This is a genomic window from Enterobacter sp. Tr-810, from assembly GCF_011752765.1.
GTDB lineage: Bacteria > Pseudomonadota > Gammaproteobacteria > Enterobacterales > Enterobacteriaceae > Enterobacter > Enterobacter soli.
On record NZ_VWWW01000001.1, the window covers coordinates 402,774 to 424,700 of the forward strand.

General features: G+C 52.1%; 17 protein-coding genes and 1 pseudogene. 12 read left to right on the forward strand and 6 right to left on the reverse strand.

Annotated features, from left to right (window positions below):
• The first annotated feature begins 3 nt into the window (after positions 1–3).
• From nifJ to ttcA, 7 genes and pseudogenes are all read left to right on the forward strand, one after another.
• Positions 4–3,528 (forward strand): pyruvate:ferredoxin (flavodoxin) oxidoreductase, encoded by a 3,525-nt coding sequence (gene nifJ, locus F3J30_RS01915; RefSeq protein WP_166715492.1) that lies wholly within the window; start codon positions 4–6, stop codon positions 3,526–3,528.
• Between the two features lie 392 nt (positions 3,529–3,920).
• Positions 3,921–5,030, forward strand: a complete 1,110-nt coding sequence (gene ompC, locus F3J30_RS01920) for a porin OmpC (protein ID WP_166715493.1) — start codon at positions 3,921–3,923, stop codon at positions 5,028–5,030.
• Positions 5,031–5,234: 204 nt separating this feature from the next.
• On the forward strand, positions 5,235–5,447 hold the full coding sequence (locus F3J30_RS01925) for a KTSC domain-containing protein (protein ID WP_014070454.1): 213 nt from the start codon (positions 5,235–5,237) through the stop codon (positions 5,445–5,447).
• Between the two features lie 34 nt (positions 5,448–5,481).
• Positions 5,482–5,607: a hypothetical protein gene (locus F3J30_RS22690; RefSeq protein ID WP_254916055.1), complete on the forward strand. Its 126-nt coding sequence runs from the start codon at positions 5,482–5,484 to the stop codon at positions 5,605–5,607.
• Positions 5,608–5,776: 169 nt separating this feature from the next.
• Positions 5,777–7,390 carry a mechanosensitive ion channel domain-containing protein gene (locus F3J30_RS01930; RefSeq protein WP_166715494.1) on the forward strand — a complete coding sequence of 538 codons (1,614 nt, stop codon included), beginning with the start codon at positions 5,777–5,779 and terminating at the stop codon, positions 7,388–7,390.
• Positions 7,391–7,476: 86 nt separating this feature from the next.
• Positions 7,477–7,668: pseudogene (locus tag F3J30_RS01935) on the forward strand (tyrosine-type recombinase/integrase); the annotation flags it as partial.
• A gap of 48 nt (positions 7,669–7,716) precedes the next feature.
• On the forward strand, positions 7,717–8,652 hold the full coding sequence (gene ttcA, locus F3J30_RS01940) for a tRNA 2-thiocytidine(32) synthetase TtcA (protein WP_166715495.1): 936 nt from the start codon (positions 7,717–7,719) through the stop codon (positions 8,650–8,652).
• Positions 8,653–8,698: 46 nt separating this feature from the next.
• On the opposite strand, the gene dbpA is transcribed toward ttcA, so the two are convergent.
• The 3 genes from dbpA to zntB all read right to left on the reverse strand — a co-directional run bounded on the left by dbpA (position 8,699) and on the right by zntB (position 11,540).
• Positions 8,699–10,072 (reverse strand): ATP-dependent RNA helicase DbpA, encoded by a 1,374-nt coding sequence (dbpA, locus tag F3J30_RS01945; RefSeq protein ID WP_166715496.1) that lies wholly within the window; start codon positions 10,070–10,072, stop codon positions 8,699–8,701.
• Positions 10,073–10,099: 27 nt separating this feature from the next.
• Positions 10,100–10,282, reverse strand: a complete 183-nt coding sequence (locus tag F3J30_RS22695) for a hypothetical protein (RefSeq protein WP_014070458.1) — start codon at positions 10,280–10,282, stop codon at positions 10,100–10,102.
• Between the two features lie 274 nt (positions 10,283–10,556).
• Positions 10,557–11,540 (reverse strand): zinc transporter ZntB, encoded by a 984-nt coding sequence (zntB, locus tag F3J30_RS01950; protein ID WP_014070459.1) that lies wholly within the window; start codon positions 11,538–11,540, stop codon positions 10,557–10,559.
• Between the two features lie 197 nt (positions 11,541–11,737).
• Here zntB and F3J30_RS01955 point away from each other — a divergent pair, with 197 nt between their 5' ends.
• On the forward strand, positions 11,738–12,862 hold the full coding sequence (locus tag F3J30_RS01955) for a membrane-associated sensor domain-containing protein (RefSeq protein WP_166715497.1): 1,125 nt from the start codon (positions 11,738–11,740) through the stop codon (positions 12,860–12,862).
• A 33-nt stretch (positions 12,863–12,895) separates the two neighbouring features.
• On the opposite strand, the gene F3J30_RS01960 is transcribed toward F3J30_RS01955, so the two are convergent.
• Positions 12,896–14,050 (reverse strand): methyl-accepting chemotaxis protein, encoded by a 1,155-nt coding sequence (locus F3J30_RS01960; RefSeq protein WP_166716688.1) that lies wholly within the window; start codon positions 14,048–14,050, stop codon positions 12,896–12,898.
• A 453-nt stretch (positions 14,051–14,503) separates the two neighbouring features.
• Between F3J30_RS01960 and F3J30_RS01965 the strand changes: the two genes are divergently transcribed.
• The 3 genes from F3J30_RS01965 to F3J30_RS01975 all read left to right on the forward strand — a co-directional run bounded on the left by F3J30_RS01965 (position 14,504) and on the right by F3J30_RS01975 (position 18,174).
• Positions 14,504–16,633: a bifunctional diguanylate cyclase/phosphodiesterase gene (locus tag F3J30_RS01965; protein WP_166715498.1), complete on the forward strand. Its 2,130-nt coding sequence runs from the start codon at positions 14,504–14,506 to the stop codon at positions 16,631–16,633.
• A gap of 92 nt (positions 16,634–16,725) precedes the next feature.
• Complete coding sequence (locus F3J30_RS01970) at positions 16,726–17,958, forward strand: sensor domain-containing diguanylate cyclase (protein ID WP_014070463.1); 1,233 nt, start codon at positions 16,726–16,728, stop codon at positions 17,956–17,958.
• 75 nt (positions 17,959–18,033) lie between these two features.
• Positions 18,034–18,174, forward strand: coding sequence for an Ecr family regulatory small membrane protein (locus tag F3J30_RS01975; protein ID WP_166715499.1), 141 nt, complete (start codon positions 18,034–18,036; stop codon positions 18,172–18,174).
• 208 nt (positions 18,175–18,382) lie between these two features.
• On the opposite strand, the gene F3J30_RS01980 is transcribed toward F3J30_RS01975, so the two are convergent.
• Positions 18,383–19,999, reverse strand: coding sequence for a peptide ABC transporter substrate-binding protein (locus tag F3J30_RS01980; RefSeq protein ID WP_014070465.1), 1,617 nt, complete (start codon positions 19,997–19,999; stop codon positions 18,383–18,385).
• 181 nt (positions 20,000–20,180) lie between these two features.
• Between F3J30_RS01980 and mpaA the strand changes: the two genes are divergently transcribed.
• Positions 20,181–20,894 (forward strand): murein tripeptide amidase MpaA, encoded by a 714-nt coding sequence (gene mpaA, locus F3J30_RS01985; RefSeq protein ID WP_166715500.1) that lies wholly within the window; start codon positions 20,181–20,183, stop codon positions 20,892–20,894.
• Here the strand turns inward: mpaA and ycjG are convergent.
• Positions 20,885–21,850: an L-Ala-D/L-Glu epimerase gene (gene ycjG, locus F3J30_RS01990; RefSeq protein ID WP_166715501.1), complete on the reverse strand. Its 966-nt coding sequence runs from the start codon at positions 21,848–21,850 to the stop codon at positions 20,885–20,887. The genes mpaA and ycjG overlap by 10 nt on opposite strands.
• Positions 21,851–21,927 lie beyond the last annotated feature (77 nt).

The window sequence follows — 21,927 nt, forward strand, 5'->3', positions numbered from 1 at the left end:
CTTATGCAAACTATTGACGGTAATGGTGCTGTCGCGTCAGTCGCGTTCCGTACCAGCGAAGTTATCGCCATCTACCCAATTACGCCAAGTTCAACCATGGCTGAGCAGGCAGATGCCTGGGCGGGAAACGGGTTAAAAAACGTCTGGGGCGATGTTCCCAGAGTAGTCGAAATGCAGTCAGAAGCCGGGGCCATTGCTGCCGTGCATGGTGCGCTTCAGACCGGTGCCCTTTCCACGTCATTCACCTCTTCCCAGGGATTGCTGTTGATGATCCCGACGCTGTACAAGCTGGCAGGACAACTGACTCCCTTTGTATTGCACGTGGCGGCGCGCACCGTTGCCACCCACGCGCTCTCGATTTTTGGCGATCACTCTGACGTCATGGCCGTACGCCAGACCGGCTGTGCCATGCTCTGTGCCAGCAGCGTTCAGGAAGCCCAGGACTTCGCGCTGATTTCCCATATCGCCACCCTCAAGAGCCGCGTACCGTTTATTCATTTCTTTGATGGTTTCCGCACCTCGCATGAAATCAACAAAATTGTTCCCCTGGCGGATGACACTATCCTGAACCTGCTGCCGCAGGCAGAGATTGACGCCCATCGCGCCCGCGCCCTGAATCCGGAACATCCGGTTATTCGCGGCACGTCAGCCAACCCGGACACCTACTTCCAGTCACGTGAAGCAACAAACCCGTGGTACAACGCCGTTTACGACCACGTTGAACAAGCGATGAACGACTTTGCCACCGCGACCGGGCGTGAATATAAGCCGTTTGAATACTACGGTCACCCGCAGGCGGAACGCGTCATCGTGCTGATGGGATCCGCAATTGGCACCTGTGAAGAGGTGGTGGATGAACTTCTGACCCGAGGCGAAAAAGTCGGTGTGCTGAAAGTGCGCCTTTATCGCCCGTTCTCGGCAAAACACCTGCTCTCTGCCCTGCCTGAAAGCGCCCGTAGTGTTGCCGTGCTCGACCGAACCAAAGAGCCAGGCGCACATGCCGAGCCGTTATATCTGGACGTGATGACCGCCCTGGCGGAAGCCTTCAACAGCGGTGAGCGCGAAACCTTACCGCGTGTCATTGGCGGCCGGTACGGTCTTTCCTCCAAAGAGTTTGGCCCGGACTGCGTGTTCGCGGTGTTTAATGAACTGGCTGAAGCGAAGCCAAAGCCGCGCTTTACGGTCGGCATTTATGATGACGTCACCAATCTTTCTCTGGTGTTACCGGAAAACACGCTGCCATCCAAAGCGAAGCTTGAAGCACTGTTCTACGGATTAGGCAGTGATGGTAGCGTCTCGGCAACCAAGAACAACATCAAGATCATCGGTAACTCGACGCCGTGGTATGCGCAGGGTTATTTCGTGTATGACTCGAAAAAAGCCGGTGGTCTGACCGTTTCTCACCTGCGCGTCAGCGAGCACCCGATCCGTTCTGCATACCTGGTGTCGCAGGCAGATTTTGTCGGCTGTCATCAGTTGCAGTTTATCGACAAATACCAGATGGCCGAACGCCTGAAACCCGGCGGTATTTTCCTGCTCAATACGCCGTACAGCGCAGAGGAAGTCTGGTCGCGCCTGCCGCAGGAAGTGCAGGCGGTTCTCAATCAGAAAAAAGCACGCTTCTTTGTGGTCAACGCGGCAAAAATTGCGCGTGAGTGCGGGCTTGCTGCCCGTATTAACACCGTCATGCAGATGGCTTTCTTCCACCTGACCAACATTCTGCCGGGCGACAGCGCGCTGGCGGAGTTGCAGGGTGCGATTGCCAAAAGCTACAGCAGCAAAGGTCAGGAGCTGGTTGAACGTAACTGGCAGGCTCTGGCGCTGGCACGCGAATCCTTATTCGAAGTGCCTTTACAGCAGGTGAATGCCGCCAGCCCGAACCGTCCGCCAGTGGTTTCTGAAGCTGCCCCTGACTTTGTCAAAACCGTGACCGCTGCAATGCTGGCAGGCCTGGGTGATGCCCTTCCTGTTTCGGCGCTGCCGCCAGACGGAACCTGGCCGATGGGTACCACTCGCTGGGAAAAACGCAACATTGCCGAAGAGATCCCAATCTGGAAAGAAGAGCTGTGTACTCAGTGTAATCACTGCGTTGCTGCCTGCCCGCACTCTGCCATTCGCGCCAAAGTAGTGTCACCGGAGGCGATGGAAAATGCCCCAACCAGCCTGCACTCGTTGGATGTAAAATCCCGCGATATGCGCGGACAGAAATATGTTCTCCAGGTCGCACCGGAAGATTGCACCGGCTGTAACCTGTGCGTGGAAGTTTGCCCGGCGAAAGATCGTCAGAACCCGGAAATTAAAGCCATCAATATGATGTCGCGTCTGGAGCACGTTGAAGAGGAGAAAGTGAATTATGACTTCTTCCTGGATCTGCCAGAAATCGACCGCAGCAAACTGGAACGTATCGACATCCGTACGTCGCAGTTGATTACCCCGCTGTTTGAGTACTCCGGTGCCTGCTCTGGCTGCGGTGAAACCCCGTATATCAAGCTGCTGACCCAGTTGTATGGTGATCGCATGTTGATAGCCAATGCCACCGGCTGTTCATCTATATACGGCGGCAACCTGCCATCAACACCGTACACCACCGATGCCAACGGGCGCGGCCCGGCATGGGCAAACTCCCTGTTTGAAGATAACGCAGAATTCGGCCTGGGGTTCCGTCTTACGGTCGATCAGCATCGTGCCCGCGTGATCCGCCTGCTGGACCAGTTTGCCGATAAGATCCCGGCTGAGCTGAACGATGCCCTGCACTCCGATGCAACACCAGAAGTGCGCCGCGAGCAGGTGGCGGCGCTGCGCAGTGCGCTCCAGGGCGTGGACGGCGCAGAGCAGTTGCTAACCGATGCCGATGCGCTGGTTGAGAAATCTATCTGGCTGATTGGTGGTGATGGCTGGGCTTATGATATTGGCTTCGGCGGTCTGGATCATGTGCTGAGCCTGACCGAAAACGTCAATATTCTGGTGCTGGATACGCAGTGTTATTCCAACACCGGTGGCCAGGCCTCAAAAGCTACCCCGCTGGGTGCGGTCACGAAGTTTGGTGAGCACGGGAAACGCAAAGCGCGTAAAGATCTGGGCGTCAGCATGATGATGTATGGCCACGTCTATGTCGCGCAGATTTCACTGGGAGCTCAGCTTAACCAGACGGTGAAAGCCATTCAGGAAGCGGAGGCCTATCCGGGCCCGTCGCTGATTATCGCCTACAGCCCTTGTGAAGAGCATGGTTACGATCTGGCGCTCAGCCACGATCAGATGCGCCAGCTCACCGCTACCGGGTTCTGGCCACTGTATCGCTTCGATCCGCGTCGTGCTGATGAAGGCAAATTGCCTCTGGCGCTGGATTCGCGTCCACCGTCAGATGCGCTGGCCGAGACATTAATGCAGGAACAGCGTTTCCGTCGCCTGAATGCGCAGCAGCCTGAGGTAGCTGAGCAGCTCTGGAAAGATGCGGCGGCCGACCTGCAAAAGCGCTATGACTTCCTGGCCCAAATGGCAGGTAAAGCGGAAAAATCCACCAACGAATAATCACTCAGGCCCGGCATGTCCGGGCTTTTTTTATTCTGGGCAAAAAAATGCCCGATGCATTCGCATCGGGCGCATTCAGTTTATCCCCGAAAACTCTTTATTTAATTAAATAAGATTCACCGGAATAATGAACAAATATCTTAAAGGCATATAACGGCGTAGAGCCTATCCTCTTTACCGCCACATTAATAATTTTTATTCTGTATACTTTGTAGTTATACATTCATGAAACTTATCATCATTTCAGCAGCATCATTCTGTTGAGATTTTACTTAATCGGTAACAATTATATTTTATTACTCTCATATTGGAGTGATTTAGCATGGGACATCTTTCCAGTCAGGAAAGTTCAATCAGTAATTAAATAAAAACAACTGCAAAGGAATATCACAATGCAAAGAAAAGTACTGGCTCTTATGATTCCGGCTCTTTTAGTCGCTGGCGCAGCGAATGCAGCTGAAATTTACAACAAAGATGGCAACAAATTAGATCTGTACGGAAAAGTAGATGGTCTGCATTACTTTTCTGACGATAAAGGCGCGGATGGCGATCAAACCTACATGCGTCTGGGCTTCAAGGGTGAAACCCAGATTAACAACACGATGACCGGCTACGCACAGTGGGAATACAACGTTCAGGCCAACAATACTGAAGGCTCTGACAACCAGTCCTGGACGCGTCTGGCGTTCGCGGGTGTCAAAGTTGGCGACTACGGTTCATTCGATTATGGTCGTAACTACGGCGTGCTGTACGACGTGGAAGGCTGGACCGATATGCTGCCAGAGTTCGGTGGCGATTCTTACACCAAAGCAGACAACTTCATGACTGGCCGTGCTAACGGTGTTGCAACCTACCGTAATACCGACTTCTACGGCCTGGTGCAGGGTCTGAACTTTGCCTTGCAGTACCAGGGCAAAAATGAAAGCGCCAGCAACAATCAGGAAGGAACCAACAACGGTCGCGATACGCGTCATGAGAACGGCGACGGTTTCGGTATCTCCACCACCTATGATTTCGGCATGGGTATCAGCGCCGGTGCAGCTTACGCCTCTTCTGACCGTTCAAATGACCAGGTTCGCAACACCACTGCGGGCGGCGATAAAGCCGATGCCTGGACTGCTGGCCTGAAATATGATGCCAACAATATCTACCTGGCAACCATGTATTCCGAAACCCGCAATATGACTCCTTACGGTGACAACGACGACGCGGTTGCGAATAAAACGCAGAACTTCGAAGTCACTGCGCAATACCAGTTTGATTTCGGTCTGCGTCCGGCCATTTCTTACCTGCAATCCAAAGGGAAAGACCTGGGTAACGGCGAAGGTGATAAAGATCTGGTTAAATATGCTGACGTAGGCGCAACCTATTACTTCAACAAAAACATGTCCACCTATGTTGATTATAAAATCAACCTGCTGGACGAAGATGACGCATTCTACAAAAACAACGGTATCGGTACAGATGATATCGTAGCGTTAGGCCTGGTTTACCAGTTCTAATTCTTCTGGCCCGCGTGCACACGCGGGCTATTAATTTATTATCGTTAACTGTTTAACTGAAATTAAAGCCCCTTCTTCAATACCCTTTCTTATTTCACCTGATATCTGATTCTTTGCATAACTGATTTGAATTTACTTATTGCGTGCTGCACCTGTAATGGTGGATGATGAATCTCCCCGTTACGCCGTCAGGGAGAGCCCATCATGAACCACCATCCAGTCAGATCATCACGCATCTCATCGATTGCCTACGACGAAAACAGTGCTACCCTCGAGATACGGTTTCATGATCGCTCTGCTTTCCAGTATCAACGTGTCCCCGCTCGCATTTTTCGGGATTTCCTGAGCGTAGTGTCTAAAGGCCGCTTTTATGACGGCGTCGTTAAAGGTAAGTTTAAAGAGGTCAAAGTATATTGAACCGGACCTTTCAGCATGAATAAGGACATTCGCATTGTTTAGTCGTATCTCCGTGGTTGTACTCGCCCTTCTTGCATTCATGTGGATGGCATTGATTTTCGATATTGGCGGTATCGTTAGCCATCTTGGCGACTTTCTGAACCATTTAGACAGCTATTAATCCACTCTTACCCTCCTGCATCATTGTTGATGAACATCCCGGCAGCCATCGCCTTGCTTAAGGTGAATGTTGCACAACCGGGCAACTGGTCTATGCTCAGAAAGTTCATGCCTGCCGGTTAGCTGGCTGCCTGAAAATAATGATAATTTCGTGTTATCGGGTGGTGGGTATGAATAAGAGAGTGCTCGCATTTCTGACGTGTGTGGTATCGCTTTTCGCCTTCTGTTCTTTTGCGGCAGAACCCCGTCAGGAGCCAACTGACCAGGAGCAAGCCCGCACGGTTTATATCTTCCATCACCCCATTGTTATGCTTCAGGCAAAATTCGGGCTCACTACACCAGAAGAGCGCGTGCTACGCATCCGCAACACGCTGCGCCATTTCGAACATGCGGATCTTCTCGACCCCCTGGAAATCGTCCCTGTCACCCGCTATAACCAGCCGGGAAGACTGTTCGTGATGAATGGCAAACCTTTGATGCTGCTGGCGCAGGCAGATCTGGATGAGGGAGACGATCTGACTCTGGACCAGGCTGCACAACGCGTGCTGGTGCGCCTGGAAGCACAGCGAACTGCACTTCGCGATCAATTCAATACTGGCTGGCTTGTCCTTTCTGCGGTTAAGACGGTTGCAGGTCTGGCTCTATTTCTGCTCGTTGGCTATGGCGCGTGGCGCTCATGGCGTTGGGTACGGCAATATTATCGCCGCCAGATTGCTGAAAACCGGGGCTGGATCCCCAAAAGCTGGCGCCGTTATACAGGAGCAATTGAAGCGCGTCTGTATGGCTTACTGATGATATTGCTGGGGATTGTGGCTTTTTACGGCTGGTTAAGCTGGGCATTAAGTTTATTCCCCTGGACACGGGTCTGGGCCACGTCGCTGGGTGACTGGTCACTGCGAGTCGTACGTCAGATAGCCCTGTCCATCGTCTCTGCATTACCGGGCCTGATGATAGTTTTGATTATTTTCATTATCACCGCCTTTATTCTGAAGTTGCTCAAAATGGTACTCCGCCAGGTTGAAGCCGGTCGTTTACAGTTTCCGGGGCTTCACCCTGAGACCGTCGGGGCAACGCGTAAACTTATCTCCGTGATAGTGTGGTTATTTGCCCTTTCCGCCGCGTACCCTTTCCTGCCCGGCGCAAATTCACTGGCCTTTAAAGGCATTAGCGTCTTCTTTGGTCTGATGTTAACGCTCGGCTCGGCTGGCGTAATGAATCACGCCATGAGTGGCCTGGTTCTTATCTACTCGCGAGCACTGCGAAAAGGAGATGTCATTCGGGTGGCAGATAACGAAGGCGAAGTCAGCGAAATCGGGATGCTCGCCACCAAAATCATCACGCGTGAAAACTACGTGGTGACCGTGCCCAATGCGGTTGTGGTGAGTGGCAAGATTGTTAACCTCAGTGCGCACAATAAAGATGGCAGCATCAACTTAACCGTCGGCGTGACCATTGGGTACGACACCCCGTGGCGGCAGGTTCACGCCATGCTTGAGCTGGCAGCCAAACGGGCAAGCTGTGTTGACCTGACGCACCCGCCACTGGTGCGCCAGCTGGAACTGATGGACTGGTACATAGCCTATGAGCTCCAGGTGAGACTGTTGCCCGGTCAGTCCCTGGCCATCGCGCGCAACGCGTTGTACAGCAACATTCAGGATGTGTTCAATGAATTCAACGTTCAGATCATGTCGCCGAATTTTGTCATGCAGCCTGAAGGGAACATCATGGTCGCGCAAGAAAACTGGTATGCCGCCCCCGCTACACCACCCAAGCGTGAAGGGTAATACGGCATAGTCAGTCCTGCGGCGGAGTATCAAAAAGTGCCTTCGGTTTCTGCGCCTGCACTACGCAAGGCGCGTTAAAAGCCGACTACGCTTTATCAAGTACCGATGCCAGATCAAACGCCGCTGTAAAACGTGCTGGAATTCGTCGCCGGAATCCGTACCATACGCGACATACTTTTGCCTGCTGGCTTTTATCCGCTGGCGCTAACCCCTCTTTCATCGTGAGCCAGATGGGGCATGAAAACGCGCAAATGGTTTATGACGTCTGCAATGCGTAGATCAAAGAATTGAATAAATGCCCCTTTTGGTTCCATAGGTAGTAATAAATGCAACAAAATCAAGATATTAACAAGAAAGAACAATACAACCTGAACAAATTACAAAAGCGTCTGCGCCGTAACGTGGGCGAAGCAATTGCTGACTTCAACATGATTGAAGAAGGCGATCGCATCATGGTTTGCCTCTCCGGGGGGAAAGACAGTTACACCATGCTGGAGATCCTGCGCAACCTTCAGCAGAGCGCGCCGGTGAATTTTTCACTGGTGGCGGTAAACCTCGACCAGAAGCAGCCAGGTTTCCCGGAGCATATTCTTCCTGAGTATCTGGAGAAGCTCGGCGTTGAGTATAAAATCGTCGAAGAAAATACCTACGGTATCGTGAAAGAGAAGATCCCTGAGGGCAAAACCACTTGCTCTCTGTGCTCGCGTCTGCGCCGCGGCATCCTTTACCGTACGGCAACCGAACTGGGCGCAACCAAAATTGCGCTGGGCCATCACCGCGATGACATCCTGCAAACGCTGTTCCTGAATATGTTCTACGGCGGCAAAATGAAAGGGATGCCACCAAAACTGATGAGCGATGACGGAAAGCACATCGTTATCCGCCCTCTCGCGTACTGCCGCGAGAAGGACATCGAGCGTTTCTCTCAGGCGAAAGGCTTCCCAATCATTCCTTGCAACCTGTGTGGTTCGCAGCCAAACCTGCAACGTCAGGTGATTGGCGATATGTTGCGTGACTGGGACAAACGCTATCCGGGCCGTATCGAAACCATGTTCAGTGCCATGCAGAACGTTGTGCCTTCGCATCTGGCGGACGTAGAGCTGTTTGACTTTAAAGGGATTAACCACGACTCAGAAGTGGTGAACGGCGGCGATCTGGCGTTTGATCGTGAAGAGATCCCAATGCAGCCGACTGGCTGGCAACCGGAAGAAGATGACGCCCAGCTTGATGAACTGCGTCTGAACGTCGTTGAAGTGAAGTAATCCGTTAGCGTCCCGAACTGGCTTCGGGACGCTACCTTCCTGCCGCTTACTTAAGCAGGCGAACCCGGCAGGCTTTGCCTTTAATTTTGCCGTTCTGCAACTGCTTCCATGCTTTCTGCGCCACTGACTGGCGAACAGCAACATAAACGTGTGCCGGATGCACGGCAATCTTCCCGATATCCGCCCCGTCCAGACCAATATCGCCGGTCAATGCACCCAACACATCACCCGGACGCATTTTGGCTTTTTTACCGCCATCAATACACAGCGTCGCCATTTCTGCATCCAGCGGCACAATGTTGACATTACCCGGCGCGCTGACCCAGTTCAGCTTAAGTTGCAGCATTTCAGACAGAATATTGGCTCGTTGCGCCTCTTCCGGCGCGCAGAAACTGATTGCCAGACCACTATTCCCGGCGCGGGCGGTACGTCCGATACGGTGCACATGCACTTCGGGATCCCAGGCCAGCTCAAAGTTAACCACCAGCTCCAGCGATTTGATATCCAGACCACGTGCCGCAACGTCGGTTGCCACCAGCACGCGCGCACTGCCATTGGCAAAACGCACCAGCGTTTGATCGCGGTCGCGCTGCTCAAGATCGCCATGCAGTGATAACGCGCTCTGCCCGGCAGCATTCAGCGCATCGCATACGGACTGACAATCTTTTTTGGTATTACAGAACACCACGCAGGACGCAGGTTTATGCTGGCTCAGCAGCTTTTGCAGCAGCGTAATTTTGCCCTGTTGTGAGGTTTCGAAGAACTGTTGCTCAATGGCAGGCAACGCATCGACGGTATCAATCTCGATGGTTAATGGGTTTTTCTGTACCCGGCCGCTGATTGCCGCAATGGCTTCAGGCCAGGTTGCAGAAAACAGCAACGTCTGACGATCGGCAGGTGCAAAGCGGATGACTTCGTCGATGGCGTCGCTAAAGCCCATATCCAGCATTCGGTCTGCTTCATCCATAACCAGCGTTTGCAGCGCATCAAGAGATACAGTGCCTTTTTGCAGGTGATCCAGTAAACGCCCCGGGGTTGCCACAATAATGTGCGGAGCGTGCTGGAGTGAATCGCGCTGTGCACCGAACGGTTGTCCGCCGCACAGCGTCAGAATTTTGGTGTTCGGCAGAAAACGCGCCAGTCGACGCAGTTCACCGGCGACTTGCTCCGCCAGTTCACGGGTCGGGCACAGCACTAAAGACTGGGTCTTAAAAAGTGCGACATCTATATGCTGCAACAGCCCAAGACCAAATGCAGCCGTTTTTCCACTGCCCGTTTTTGCCTGTACGCGTACATCACGGCCTTCAAGAATGGCGGGCAGCGCAGCCGCCTGAACAGGGGTCATAGTGAGGTAACCCAACTCGTTAAGGTTATCGAGTTGGGCAGCGGGCAGAACATTCAGGGTAGAAAATGCGGTCACAATATACTCTCGCGGTCATCTTTGCAGTCAGATGGCGCGTATCCTCGCAGATCTCGGGGTTTGATGCGACATTTTAATCGGTTCTTCATCGGGTGGCGGGTCGGGCATCGGTTGCGGACGCGGGATGGGGTCCGGCATCGGTACAGGATCGTTAGGTTCAGGACCAATCGGAATGGAATTTACTCGTTGAAGAGTGGCCAGGATGCTCATCTTTCCCTCCAGGGTTGGGCGCTCTCCCTTTTTAGGGTAGACGCTGAAGAACAGGAGGCAAAAAAAAGCCGACTATTAAGTCGGCGTCGTACGAATCAATTGTGCTATGCAGTAATTCAAAAAAGGAAGTAAGACAATATGGAGCGCAACGCCCATCGCTTGACGTTGCATTCACCTGCGGGAGTAATATTGCACCTTACGGGGTATGTGTTTATTGACTTCGCTCAAGTAAAATAGCGTTTTGAGGCTCTCATCGAAGCCAAAAAACGTAATTTTACAACCATTTACTACGATGCAACCACCACGCAACACCACCTATCAAAACGACTAACATGATGCAAAAGGAAATGAATCCATACCGGTAGGCACCACCGGGGATCCCGCCCAGGTTCACACCAAACAGCCCGGTCAGGAAGGTGCTCGGCAAAAAGACCATCGCCATCAGCGACATCGTATAGGTTCTTCTCGCCAGGGATTCTTGCATCACCTGCGCGATTTCATCGGCCATCACAGCCGTTCTGGCGATACAGGAGTCAATTTCGTCCAGACCTCGCCCTAACCTGTCGGCGATATCCTGCATCCTGCGGCGCTGATCATCGTTCATCCAGTTAAGGCGCTCACTGGCCAGACGCGCGTAGACATCGCGCTGGGGCGTCATGTAGCGACGCATCACAATCAACTGCTTTCGCAGCAGCGCGAGAAAACCGCGCGGGGGGATCTGCTGATCGAGCAAATTATCTTCCAGGTCGATAATTTTATCGTGCAGTTCCTCGATAAACTCACTGGCGTGATCGGTCAGAGCGTCGCAGACATCCACCAGCCATCCGCCGCAATCCGCCGGCCCGGTGCCCTCTTTTAGATCGTTAACCACGTCATCCAGCGCCAGCACTTTGCGCTGACGTGTAGAGACAATCATTCGTTCATCCATATACACGCGCATCGCCACCAGCTGGTCGGGACGTTCATCGGTACTGCCGTTAATGCAGCGCAGCGTAATCAGCGTACCGTCCCCCATCCTGCTGACTCGTGGACGCAGGCTCTCTCCCGAAAGCGCATCCCGAACATTGTTTGGCAACAGCGGGGTTGTGGCCAGCCACTGAGCGCTATCCGGGTGGGTGTAGTTCAGGTGCAGCCAGCAAGGATGTTGATTGTCGATGTCATCACCGTTTTCCAGCGGCCTCGCGCCGCCGCGACCATCGAGCAGCCACGCAAAAACCGCGTCAGGAACGTTAACCTCAGACCCTTTAATGCTATCCACAGCACCTCCACCTTTTTGACTCTTTGGTTGTCAGTCTAGCTTTCACTTAACGTTAAGCAATAAATATGTCCAGCATCGCGCTGAATTAGCTCAGGAATTGCACATTATCCTTCAGGTTTAAGTAGACAGGTACAGGTAAATCGTTAGAGTTAATGAAATGCTGCCGTTTTGATCTAAATGTATCCCGGAGTGAGCTGGTGACAACAAAAAAGCCCTGTGCTGCATTCGATTTTCGCCTGGCGGAAATGCGCGCAATTGCCATCAAAACCAGCATGACCTGGTTCCTGTGGGTGAACATTTTATTCTCGTTGTTCCTGCTGGGACGGCGCTATTTTTCTACGGTTGATACCTTAACCGCGCCTCTTAATCCCGCCGGATTGCTGGAAACCATGATGGTTATCGACCTGACGCTTTCAGCCGGGGTTTTGTTTATCCTGCGTATGGCGCCACTCCAGAACGCATCCTGGCTCCGGAGTCTGGCAAAAGGGGTGGTCGTCGGGATAAGCCTTTGTTGGTCGGTCTGTTTTTACGTGCTAATTGCCAGCGGTGACATGCGTTTAATTTTTCCGTTTGCTGCCCTGCTGCTTTTTACCGCACTTATTTCGCTCTATTTCGACCCGAAAGTGTTGTTGAGCTTTATCGCGCCGGTGTGGCTAACCATCCTGGTCACTAGTCTTTTTTATCCTTCTAATCTTACCGTGCTGAACGCATTGTTGTGGATACTGCTGGCCGGGATGATTGAATCCGGTCGCCGGATCCTCAACAGCTGGTTCATCCTTGCGCTACGTCGTGAGCAGGAAAATGCGGACCTTATTCAACAACTGGGGCAGCTTGCCAGCAAAGACCCGTTAACCGGCATCGCAAACCGCCGCACATTTGAAACGCGCATGGATCAGGAAATTATCAGCCACCAGCGTGAAGGCACCGAATTCGGGCTGATTATGCTCGATGTCGATCATTTCAAGCTTTACAACGACTACTATGGCCACCAGGGCGGTGACCGCTGCCTGATGATGATTGCCCGCGTACTTGAAAGCGCCACGCGGGATAACCACGGCGTTGTCGGGCGCTTTGGCGGCGAAGAGTTTATCGTGCTATTGCCCGATCCCGGCCAGTTGCAGAGCACAGCGGCGGCGATAGCCAGTACATTGCAATCTCAGGCACAGGCTCATGCCCTTTCCCCGGTCAACCCTCTCGTTACCGTAAGCCAGGGGTTAGCAACATGGGAAGTTGGGCAAACGGCCCAGTCGGTCATTGCCCGGGCTGACAAGGCGCTCTACAGCGCAAAGCAGCAAGGACGAAATCGCTGGGTGCAGGCGTAAAAAAAGAGCCTGGGTGCAGGCTCTTTTTTACCCTCAGAGGGAGTGTTTGGCGTGCTGCGCGAACATCAGGGAATGGTGATGTGGCGACGCATTCAGCGGTTTCTGGAAACCCTCTTCAAGCCTGAAATTGCGCGTCCGGGCCTGTAATTCAATGACCTGATTCTTAAGTACATCTGACGAACCGCTCAACTCTTCCACCATCACAACGTTACTCTGGGTAACCCGTTCAAGCTCAGAAAGCGCCAGCGTAATTTGCGATATCCCTTTCTCCTGCTCTGACGTTGATGAAGAGATATCGTCCATTAACCTGCTGACCTGGCCCGAACCCGCCACAATTTCGTGCATGTTTTTTTCCGCCTGAGCAACCACGGTAACGCCCTGCGTGACGTTAGAGCTGGTCTCGTCGATCAGGGATTTTATGTTTTTCGCGGCCTCTGCACTTCGATGCGCCAGATTTCTGACTTCTCCGGCCACCACGGCGAAACCTTTGCCATGCTCACCTGCGCGTGCTGCTTCAACGGCGGCATTCAGGGCCAGGATATTGGTCTGGAACGCGATACCGTCAATCATTGTGATAATTTCTTTCATTTGCTGGGCGCATTCGGTGATGGATTGCATATTGTGGGCAACCTGCCCCATCAACTCGCCCCCCTTTCGCGCCTGCAACGTGGCAGCATTCGCCTGTTCGCTGGCTAAACGGGTGTTATCGGCGTTGTTTTTCGTACTGGCGGCCATCTGTTCCATGCTGGCTGCGGTTTGCACCAGCGAGGCTGACTGCTGTTCCGTTTTCACAGAAAGCTGTGCGCTTCGTTCAGAAAGCTGCCCGGACAAGGTCATCGCCGATTCGGATGATGCCCGAATCTCCCGCACCAGCGTTGCGATGTTACTCGATAAGGTATTAATGCCTGGGATCAGTCGCCCGGCACAGTTATTGCCAAACTCGGGAATAGAGACGGCAAGATTGCCCGACGTCACTTCTTCAATACTTTTTTTCACAGTGTTGATGGGCGTCACAAGATATTTTGTCATGTAGCCCCAAAGTAAAAACAAGGCAATTAAATTAACAACAGTTACAGAAACAAAAAGAGTTGCGCTGCGAGATAACAAAGCAATCAAACCATCAATTAACAAAAAAGCGGTCACCAGAAAATACATAATGAAAGTTCTGACACTAATATTTTTTAGCATGATTTGTCCCACTGCTTGATATTTTGGTCGGCGTTAAAATATATAGCATTGCCTCAGCGCTTTTTCCTCACTATCCCGCAACTCCTTTCGTTTCGCATTTTGCATCCCATGATTTCACTTAAGTAGATACAAAATACCATATTATGATAAATGTTATGCGCTTCATCCCGGAACACTGGTTTTTATGACACTTAAGCGATAGCATCTTCTTTTGTGAACTAATACGATCGCACTCATATTTTAAGGAACAGTATTGCTCTACAGCTTCGTTGTTTAGCGAAACTTAACTAATTAATGAAAGAATATATTCTGTTCTTTAATCTGAGTGAAAAAAAGTAATGCGCCTGGTCTTTTTTCGCGATTAATAACTAATATTGTTTGAACGAGTTCGCGGCTCGCTGATGCAGGGCGTCAGCAGGCGACCTCAGTCACTTTTTGGCGTGGGATTGCATAATGCTCAATGTATCGTGGGACCCAGTGTTAATTGCCATCTCTTTTCTGGTGGCGTTTATCGCCTCATTTGTTGCACTGGACAGTGCGGGTAAGATCCCCCTTTCCAGCCGCAAAGCCGCGTTATTCTGGCGGATTGCCGGAGGCGTAACTCTGGGTATCGGGGTCTGGTCAATGCACTTCATTGGCATGTTGTCGATGGAAATGCCGATGACCATGAGCTATGACCTGGGGCTTACACTCGCCTCACTGGGTGCTGCCGTTCTGGCTTCTACCATTGCTATCTATATTGCCGTCACCGCTAAAACCCTTTCCCCTTTCCGGCTGATCCTTGCCACGCTCATTCTGAGCGCAGGCGTGGCCTCCATGCACTATATCGGCATGGCCGCATTGATGCTTGAAGACGGTATTCTCTGGGATCATCGTATTGTTCTGCTGTCCGTAGTGATTGCCGTTATCGCCTCCGGTGTTGCCCTGTGGTTAGCATTCCACCTGCGGGAAAATCGCAAAGGTATCTTTATTAATCGCGTAATGGCCGCGGTGGTGATGGCCGTCGCTATTTGTGCCATGCACTACACCGGGATGAGCGCCGCCCATATTCATGAAATGGAGCAAACCCGGTCAGGCGGAGTCAGTGAGCTGGGGCTGTCGATTTGGGTGTCGGTCACAACCCTGTGCCTGCTTGGTCTGATGCTTATTATCTCGCTGGTGGACTCCCACTGGCGTACAACCCGGCTGACCGACAATCTGCGCCAGCTTAACCGCCAGCTGGAATTGCAGGCGCGTTTTGACATCCTCACCGGGCTTGCTAACCGGCATCAGATGGATATCCGCTTACAGGATTGTCTACACAACTCATTACTGAACAAGAAGCAATTTGCGCTGATCTTCTTCGATGTCGATCACTTCAGGCGGGTGAACGACACCTGGGGACATCAGGTGGGTGATGAGCTGCTGATTAACGTTGCCCAGCGTATTACGGCCAGGCTGACACGCGAAATGACGCTGGCGAGACTGGGTGGCGATTCGTTTATGTTGCTGGTCCCGGAATGCGATGATGATAAATTAAACACCCTGCTTTCGACACTGACTGAAGATATGCGGCGTCGCCAGCCCATCTGTGGGCACGCGCTGAGCACTACCCTCAGCGCAGGTGTTAGTCTCTATCCCCAACACGGTGAAACATTGCATGAGCTTAAGCTTAAGGCCGATGCCGCCATGCAGTACGTTAAGCAGGAAGGACGCAACGACTGGGCAGTTTACCGCACGGAGATGTCCACCACCGCGCCGGCGGAACCGGGTTTCTTGCAGGAGTTGTCCCAGGCACTCGAACGCGATCAGTTTGAGCTTTGGTATCAGCCAACCTATATCGCCGAGGAAAACACCATTCACGGTTTTGAGGCGCTGATCCGCTGGCGCCACCCGGAACAAGGCGTTTTACTGCCTAATGTGTTTTTACCTTCTCTTGAGCAAACCGGTTTAATTATTCCGGTGGGCAACTGGGCAATTGAAGCGGCGTGCCGTCAGCTCAATTTCTGGACGGAACAAGGCTTCAGTCAGTGGACGTTATCCTTCAACCTGTCGCCCATCCAGTTTGAGCAACAGGATATATTCCAGGTTGTTTCGTCCATGCTGGAAAAATACAATTTATCGCCATCCAGATTGATTCTTGAAGTCACCGAAAGCACTGCGCTCAAAAATCTCGATCGCAGTATTGAGTTACTCACCGCCTTTAACCATGCCGGGATAACGGTATCCATCGATGACTTCGGCACAGGCTATTCAAACCTGCTGATGCTCAGCGTGCTTCCTGCGAAAGAACTTAAAATCGATAAAAGCTTTGTAAGCTCAATGCTGGAAAACGAGAAAAGCCGGAAACTGGTGGAAACCATTATCAATATCGCGCGCACGATGGAGATGAATGTCGTGGCCGAAGGCATTGAAACAGAACAACAGCAGGCCGTTCTTACCGATTTAGGCTGTGATTTCCTTCAGGGTTTCCTTTTCTCTCGCCCGTTACCTGCCGAACAAGTCCCCTGGTTGTTGTTACAAAAAAAGTCCGACAAACAGATTATACCAATTGGTAAAATTCATACGGAATCCCCATTTGTTTCACAAAAAAATCATGCCTGATGTGGTGAAGTAGAGTATGTTTCAAAGAAGCCCACGCGAGTCAATTCCGCCGTGATCGTCAGACACGCAGTGTCGATGGATAGGAATTCCCAATGCCGCTAACTTGCTTCGATGCACTGAATTACATCAAAACACCTGTCTGGCTGATTTCACCTGTCTCAGAACACATTATATTTGCAAACACCGCCGCTACCGATGTTATGCGGAATAAAACAGTTATTGAAATGCGTACGGGGATCTACTCCGCTAATGCGCAATCCGCACTCTCCATGTATGTTCCGGACCTGAAAGCCGACCAGGAAATAATCGAAATCTGGACGGTCTGGCGTAATGAGCAAGAATCAACGTTAACCTGCCGCCTGACACTCACCCAGTGTGAGCCTCACGGTGATGTCATCATTTTTGAGGGGATCGCCCAGCAAACCACATCGGGCCTTAAAGCCAGTCGTTCGGCAACCTATCAGCGAAAAAAACAGGGCTTTTACGCTCGATTTTTTCTGACCAACAGCGCACCGATGCTGCTCATCGACCCGGCGCGAGATGGTCAAATTGTGGATGCTAACCTGGCAGCACTGAATTTTTACGGTTATCAGCACGACGAATTGTGCAACAAACATACCTGGGAAATTAATACACTCGGTCGTGACATCATACCGGTAATGACAGAGATAGCGAGCCTGCCAGGCGGGCATAAACCGCTTAACTTTGTCCACCGACTCGCCGATGGCTCAACCCGCCATGTACAGACTTATGCCGGGCCAATTGAAATATACGGCGATAAGCTGATGCTATGCATCATTCACGATATTACAGAGCAAAAGCGGTTAGAACAGGAGCTGGAACATGCGGCCCTGCGAGATTCCATGACAGGCCTGCTTAATCGTCGGCAGTTTTACATCATCACCGAACAAACAAATCCTGCTCACCTGCCCGCTCAGGAGCAGTTCAGCCTGCTGCTGGTGGATACCGATCATTTTAAAAATATCAACGATGTCTTTGGCCATCTCAAAGGCGACGAAGTGCTTATCTCCCTCTCCCGCACGCTGGAGGCCTGTAGCCGTAAAGACGATTTTGTTTTTCGCTGGGGCGGTGAAGAGTTTGTGATTTTGTTGCCCAGAACGTCGCTCGATGCCGCCATGCAGGTTGCCGAAACGATTCGCGCCGCCGTTGCGCACATTACTATCCCTGGTCTTCCGCGTTTTACGGTCAGTATTGGCGTTGCACGCCATAATCAGGGAGAGAGTATCGATGACCTGTTTAAACGGGTTGATGATGCGCTGTACCGCGCCAAGAACAACGGGCGCAATAAGGTACTGGCTGCGTGAAACTGGAGTATTTAATCAAGCCTCGCTACAATGCCCACCTCGAAGAAACAGACTTCAGGTGGGTAGTATCCAGCAATGGGAAAGACAGAATTAATACTCATCTTAATTATTTTAAGCCTTATTATTTTTGGCTATTGGTTTATCTTCAGCGGTGAGATTTGGCAGCTAGTCGAATATCTTGAAAACAGCGTGTACCCGTCCATCGAAGCCCCGTAACGCACGTTTAATCCCTTGTTTCACCTACCGAATTTGTCAGCTACACGCCAACTGAACGGACGCGTAATATACGCGCTGTTAGCCTCCGTGATGGCGGGTAACGAATCAATAAATCATTTGCTTATTTCGCCCGTTCTCTGACGGGCTTTTTTTATTTCTTTTTTACGGACCAGAACATTAATTTTGGTTAAGTTCCGACCCGTCACAATTAGTGCTTCTCAATATACATCGTACGGCTGTAAGCGACATCTTCCGGATTATTAACAGGATAGCCTTTAACCCACGGTTTGATCAGACGTCCATTGGTGTACTGGTAAATCGGCGCAATTGGGGCTTTTTCGGCGAGGATCTTCTCGGCTTTATTGTAATCCACATTCCGCGCTTTCTCGGTTGTTTCAAGCGACGCCTGATTGATTATCTTATCGTACGCCGGATCGTTAAACCGGGAGATATTGCCGCTGTGCGTAGAGGTCAGGAGCGACAGGAAAGTGGACGGCTCATTGTAGTCCCCAACCCAGGACGCGCGGATCACGTCGAAATTGCCGGTGTTTCGGCTATCGATGTACGTCTTCCACTCCTGGTTTTGCAGTTTGACGTCAACGCCCAGATTTTTCTTCCACATCGACGCCACGGCGATCGCGATCTTCTGATGGTTCTCTGAGGTATTGTACAGCAGATTCAGGGTCAGAGGGCGCTGAGGGCCATAACCTGCCGCCTGCAACAACATCTTCGCCTGCGCATTCAGTTCCTGCTGCGACATCTGTTCAAACACGGACGCTTCCGGAGTAAACCCGGCGGTCACGTCAGGCGTGAAATGCCATGCCGGTTTCTCACCCGTGCCCAGCACTTTTTCCGCCATGATGCGGCGATCGATGGTCATACTCAACGCCAGACGCACGCGCGCATCTGCGGTTGGCCCTTTTTGGGTATTAAAGGCGTAATAGTAAGTCCCGAGTTGAGGTGGTGTGTAAACCTGTCCCGGAATATCTTTCAGCAGTTTCTGGTACATGTTTTTCGGGAAAGATTCAGTGATATCAATATCACCGGCCAGGTAGCGCTTGGTCGCGGAAGACTCCTGATTAATTGGCACAAAGGTGACTTTTTTCAATACCGTTTTGGCGTTATCCCAGTAGTGCGTATTAGGTTCAACAACCAGCTTTTCATTCACCACGCGGTCTTTCAGGACATAGGCACCGTTACCCACCAGAGCACCTGGCCGAGTCCACTCTTTCCCGCTTTCAACATTGGCTTTTTGCACCGGATAAAACGCAAAGCTCGCCGTCAGGCTGGCAAACCACGGCAGCGGTTTATCCAGCTGAACGCGCAGGGTTTTATCATCGACGGCCGTTACGCCGAGCGTATCGGGCGCTGCTTTCCCATCTATAATGGCCTGGGCATTATTAATACCCGCCAGGGCCGCGAACCACGCGAAAGGCGATGTGGTTTTCGGATCTACCAGACGCTGCCAGCTATAGACAAAATCCTGTGCGGTAACAGGGGAGCCATCCGACCATTTTGCATTATCACGCAAGCTGAACGTCCAGACGCGGTTATCGTTACTTTGCCAGCGTGTCGCGACACCCGGCGCTAACTCCCCTTTTTCATTCTGATTGACCAGCCCTTCAAAGAGATCGCGAATCACCTGAATTTCGGGCAACCCCACGGCTTTTGCCGGATCAAGCGAGGCGGGTTCGTCTTTTATGTGACGTACAAGTTCCTGCTTTTGTGCCAGAACGGTTCCCTTTGGGATGTCCGCAGCATAAGAAAGTGAAGAAAGTCCGCACAGCCAGAGTGCAGAACAAAGCAGCGAAACAGGATGCTTCATGAGATCCCCTTAAGATGTCAGGTAAAACAGATGCGTAATTATTTGTTTCGAAACGGAGAAATGCAAATACCTTAAATCGGAAAGTTGATATCTGGCAATTTTCCGCAGCGATGGAAACTATTTGATTAACCGCGAGTTTTGCACAACACTGCCAGTAGAGACTTCGTTATCAGGATTTCCTATGTCACTCACCCGACCAAGAACGGAACGTGGCGCTTTCCCGCCAGGAACCGAACATTATGGCCATTCATTTTTAGGCGCGCCGTTAATCTGGTTTCCCGCCCCGGAGGCCGACCGTAACAGCGGGCTAATCATCGCCGGCACGCATGGTGACGAGAACTCCTCAATTGTGACGTTATCCTGTGCGCTACGTACCCTGGCGCCTGAATTACGCCGTCATCACGTCATTTTGACAGTCAACCCGGACGGCTGTCAGCTTGGGCTTCGGGCAAATGCGCGAGGCATCGACTTAAATCGTAATTTCCCGTCAGCGAACTGGCGCGCGGGTGAAACGGTCTATCGCTGGAACAGCTCCGCAGAAGAGCGTGACGTGGTGTTACTGACGGGAGAAAAGCCGGGTTCAGAACCGGAAACACACGCGCTGTGTCAGTTGATTCATCGACTACATCCTGCCTGGGTCGTTTCGTTTCACGACCCGCTAGCCTGCATCGAAGATCCCCATCACACCGCGCTCGGACAGTGGCTGGCAGATGCCTTTACCCTTCCGCTGGTCACTAGTGTGGGTTACGAGACGCCCGGCTCGTTCGGGAGCTGGTGTGCCGATCTGGGGTTACACTGCATCACCGCAGAGTTCCCTCCAATCTCATCCGACGAAGCGAGCGAAAAGTACCTTAAAGCGATGGTCGGGCTTCTGCGCTGGCAACCTCAGAGATGAAGCGTGCCGGTGGTGAAATGCAGGGCTGGCGAGACGTCTACCGCCAGCCATGTCGGGCCATCCAGATCGGCAAAACTCACCTGCTGAATCAACGGTAACGCGGCACTAATCGCCCGGGACGTACAGAGCATACAACCCAGCATCAGCGAGAAACCCTGCGCCCGCGCCGCTTTCGCCAGCGCCAGCGCTTCGGTTAGCCCGCCCGTTTTATCGAGTTTAATATTAACCATCTCATAGCGGCCTTTTAGCCCGACAAGGCTTTCGCGGGTATGGCAGCTTTCATCGGCGCACACGGGCAACGGATGGATAAAGTTCTCCAGCGCTGCGTCATCTTCTGCCGGTAACGGTTGTTCCAGCATGGCCACCCCCAGATCCGCCAGCAGTTGACAGCGGGCGGCCAGCCCTTCACTGTGCCAGGATTCGTTAGCATCGACAATCAGCGTGGCGTCCGGCACGGCAGCGCGGATCGCAACCATGCGCTCGCTGATTAACCGGTCATCAAGCTTCACCTTTAATAAGGTTGCCCCGGAGGCAAACAGCGCTTTTGCGCTGGCAGCCATCTGTTCTGGCTCACCAATCACCACCGTTTGCGCAGTGACAACCGACGCCGGCAACGTGATATCCAGAAGCGATGGTAAAGTGCGGTGCTGTTGAGCGGCTTCCAGGTTCCAGAGCGCACAATCAATCGCGTTACGCGCAGCCCCTGCCGCCAGGTGCTGTGGCAATGTAGCCCGGGTAAGCCCTTTTTGCAGCTCAGGCACCAGCGCCATAATCTGAGCCATCACTGAGGCAAGGCTTTCTCCATAACGCGGATACGGGGTACATTCCCCCACGCCCTTCACTCCGTCTTCTTCTATTTCAACCACCACAACGCAGGCTTCGCTACGACTGCCGCGCGAAATAACGAACGGGGAATGCAATGGCCAGGCTTCTTCATAGACTTTCACGCTTCTCATTGACTGTCTCCTTTCGGCCCGGTGAGGCGATAAAATTGGTTTGCCGTGCTGTCCGCAGTTGGCATACACTAGCCCTG

What these genes read in the sequence shown, in the direction of transcription:
- F3J30_RS22695 (WP_014070458.1), bottom strand. Translation starts at nt 10,282, where the DNA reads ATGAGCATCCTGGCCACTCTTCAACGAGTAAATTCCATTCCGATTGGT.
- mpaA (WP_166715500.1), top strand. Translation starts at nt 20,181, where the DNA reads ATGTCACTCACCCGACCAAGAACGGAACGTGGCGCTTTCCCGCCAGGA.
- F3J30_RS01970 (WP_014070463.1), top strand. Translation starts at nt 16,726, where the DNA reads ATGCCGCTAACTTGCTTCGATGCACTGAATTACATCAAAACACCTGTC.
- F3J30_RS01930 (WP_166715494.1), top strand. Translation starts at nt 5,777, where the DNA reads ATGAATAAGAGAGTGCTCGCATTTCTGACGTGTGTGGTATCGCTTTTC.
- ompC (WP_166715493.1), top strand. Translation starts at nt 3,921, where the DNA reads ATGCAAAGAAAAGTACTGGCTCTTATGATTCCGGCTCTTTTAGTCGCT.
- ycjG (WP_166715501.1), bottom strand. Translation starts at nt 21,850, where the DNA reads ATGAGAAGCGTGAAAGTCTATGAAGAAGCCTGGCCATTGCATTCCCCG.
- F3J30_RS01965 (WP_166715498.1), top strand. Translation starts at nt 14,504, where the DNA reads ATGCTCAATGTATCGTGGGACCCAGTGTTAATTGCCATCTCTTTTCTG.
- nifJ (WP_166715492.1), top strand. Translation starts at nt 4, where the DNA reads ATGCAAACTATTGACGGTAATGGTGCTGTCGCGTCAGTCGCGTTCCGT.
- F3J30_RS01925 (WP_014070454.1), top strand. Translation starts at nt 5,235, where the DNA reads ATGAACCACCATCCAGTCAGATCATCACGCATCTCATCGATTGCCTAC.
- ttcA (WP_166715495.1), top strand. Translation starts at nt 7,717, where the DNA reads ATGCAACAAAATCAAGATATTAACAAGAAAGAACAATACAACCTGAAC.
- F3J30_RS01975 (WP_166715499.1), top strand. Translation starts at nt 18,034, where the DNA reads ATGGGAAAGACAGAATTAATACTCATCTTAATTATTTTAAGCCTTATT.
- F3J30_RS01980 (WP_014070465.1), bottom strand. Translation starts at nt 19,999, where the DNA reads ATGAAGCATCCTGTTTCGCTGCTTTGTTCTGCACTCTGGCTGTGCGGA.
- F3J30_RS01960 (WP_166716688.1), bottom strand. Translation starts at nt 14,050, where the DNA reads ATGCTAAAAAATATTAGTGTCAGAACTTTCATTATGTATTTTCTGGTG.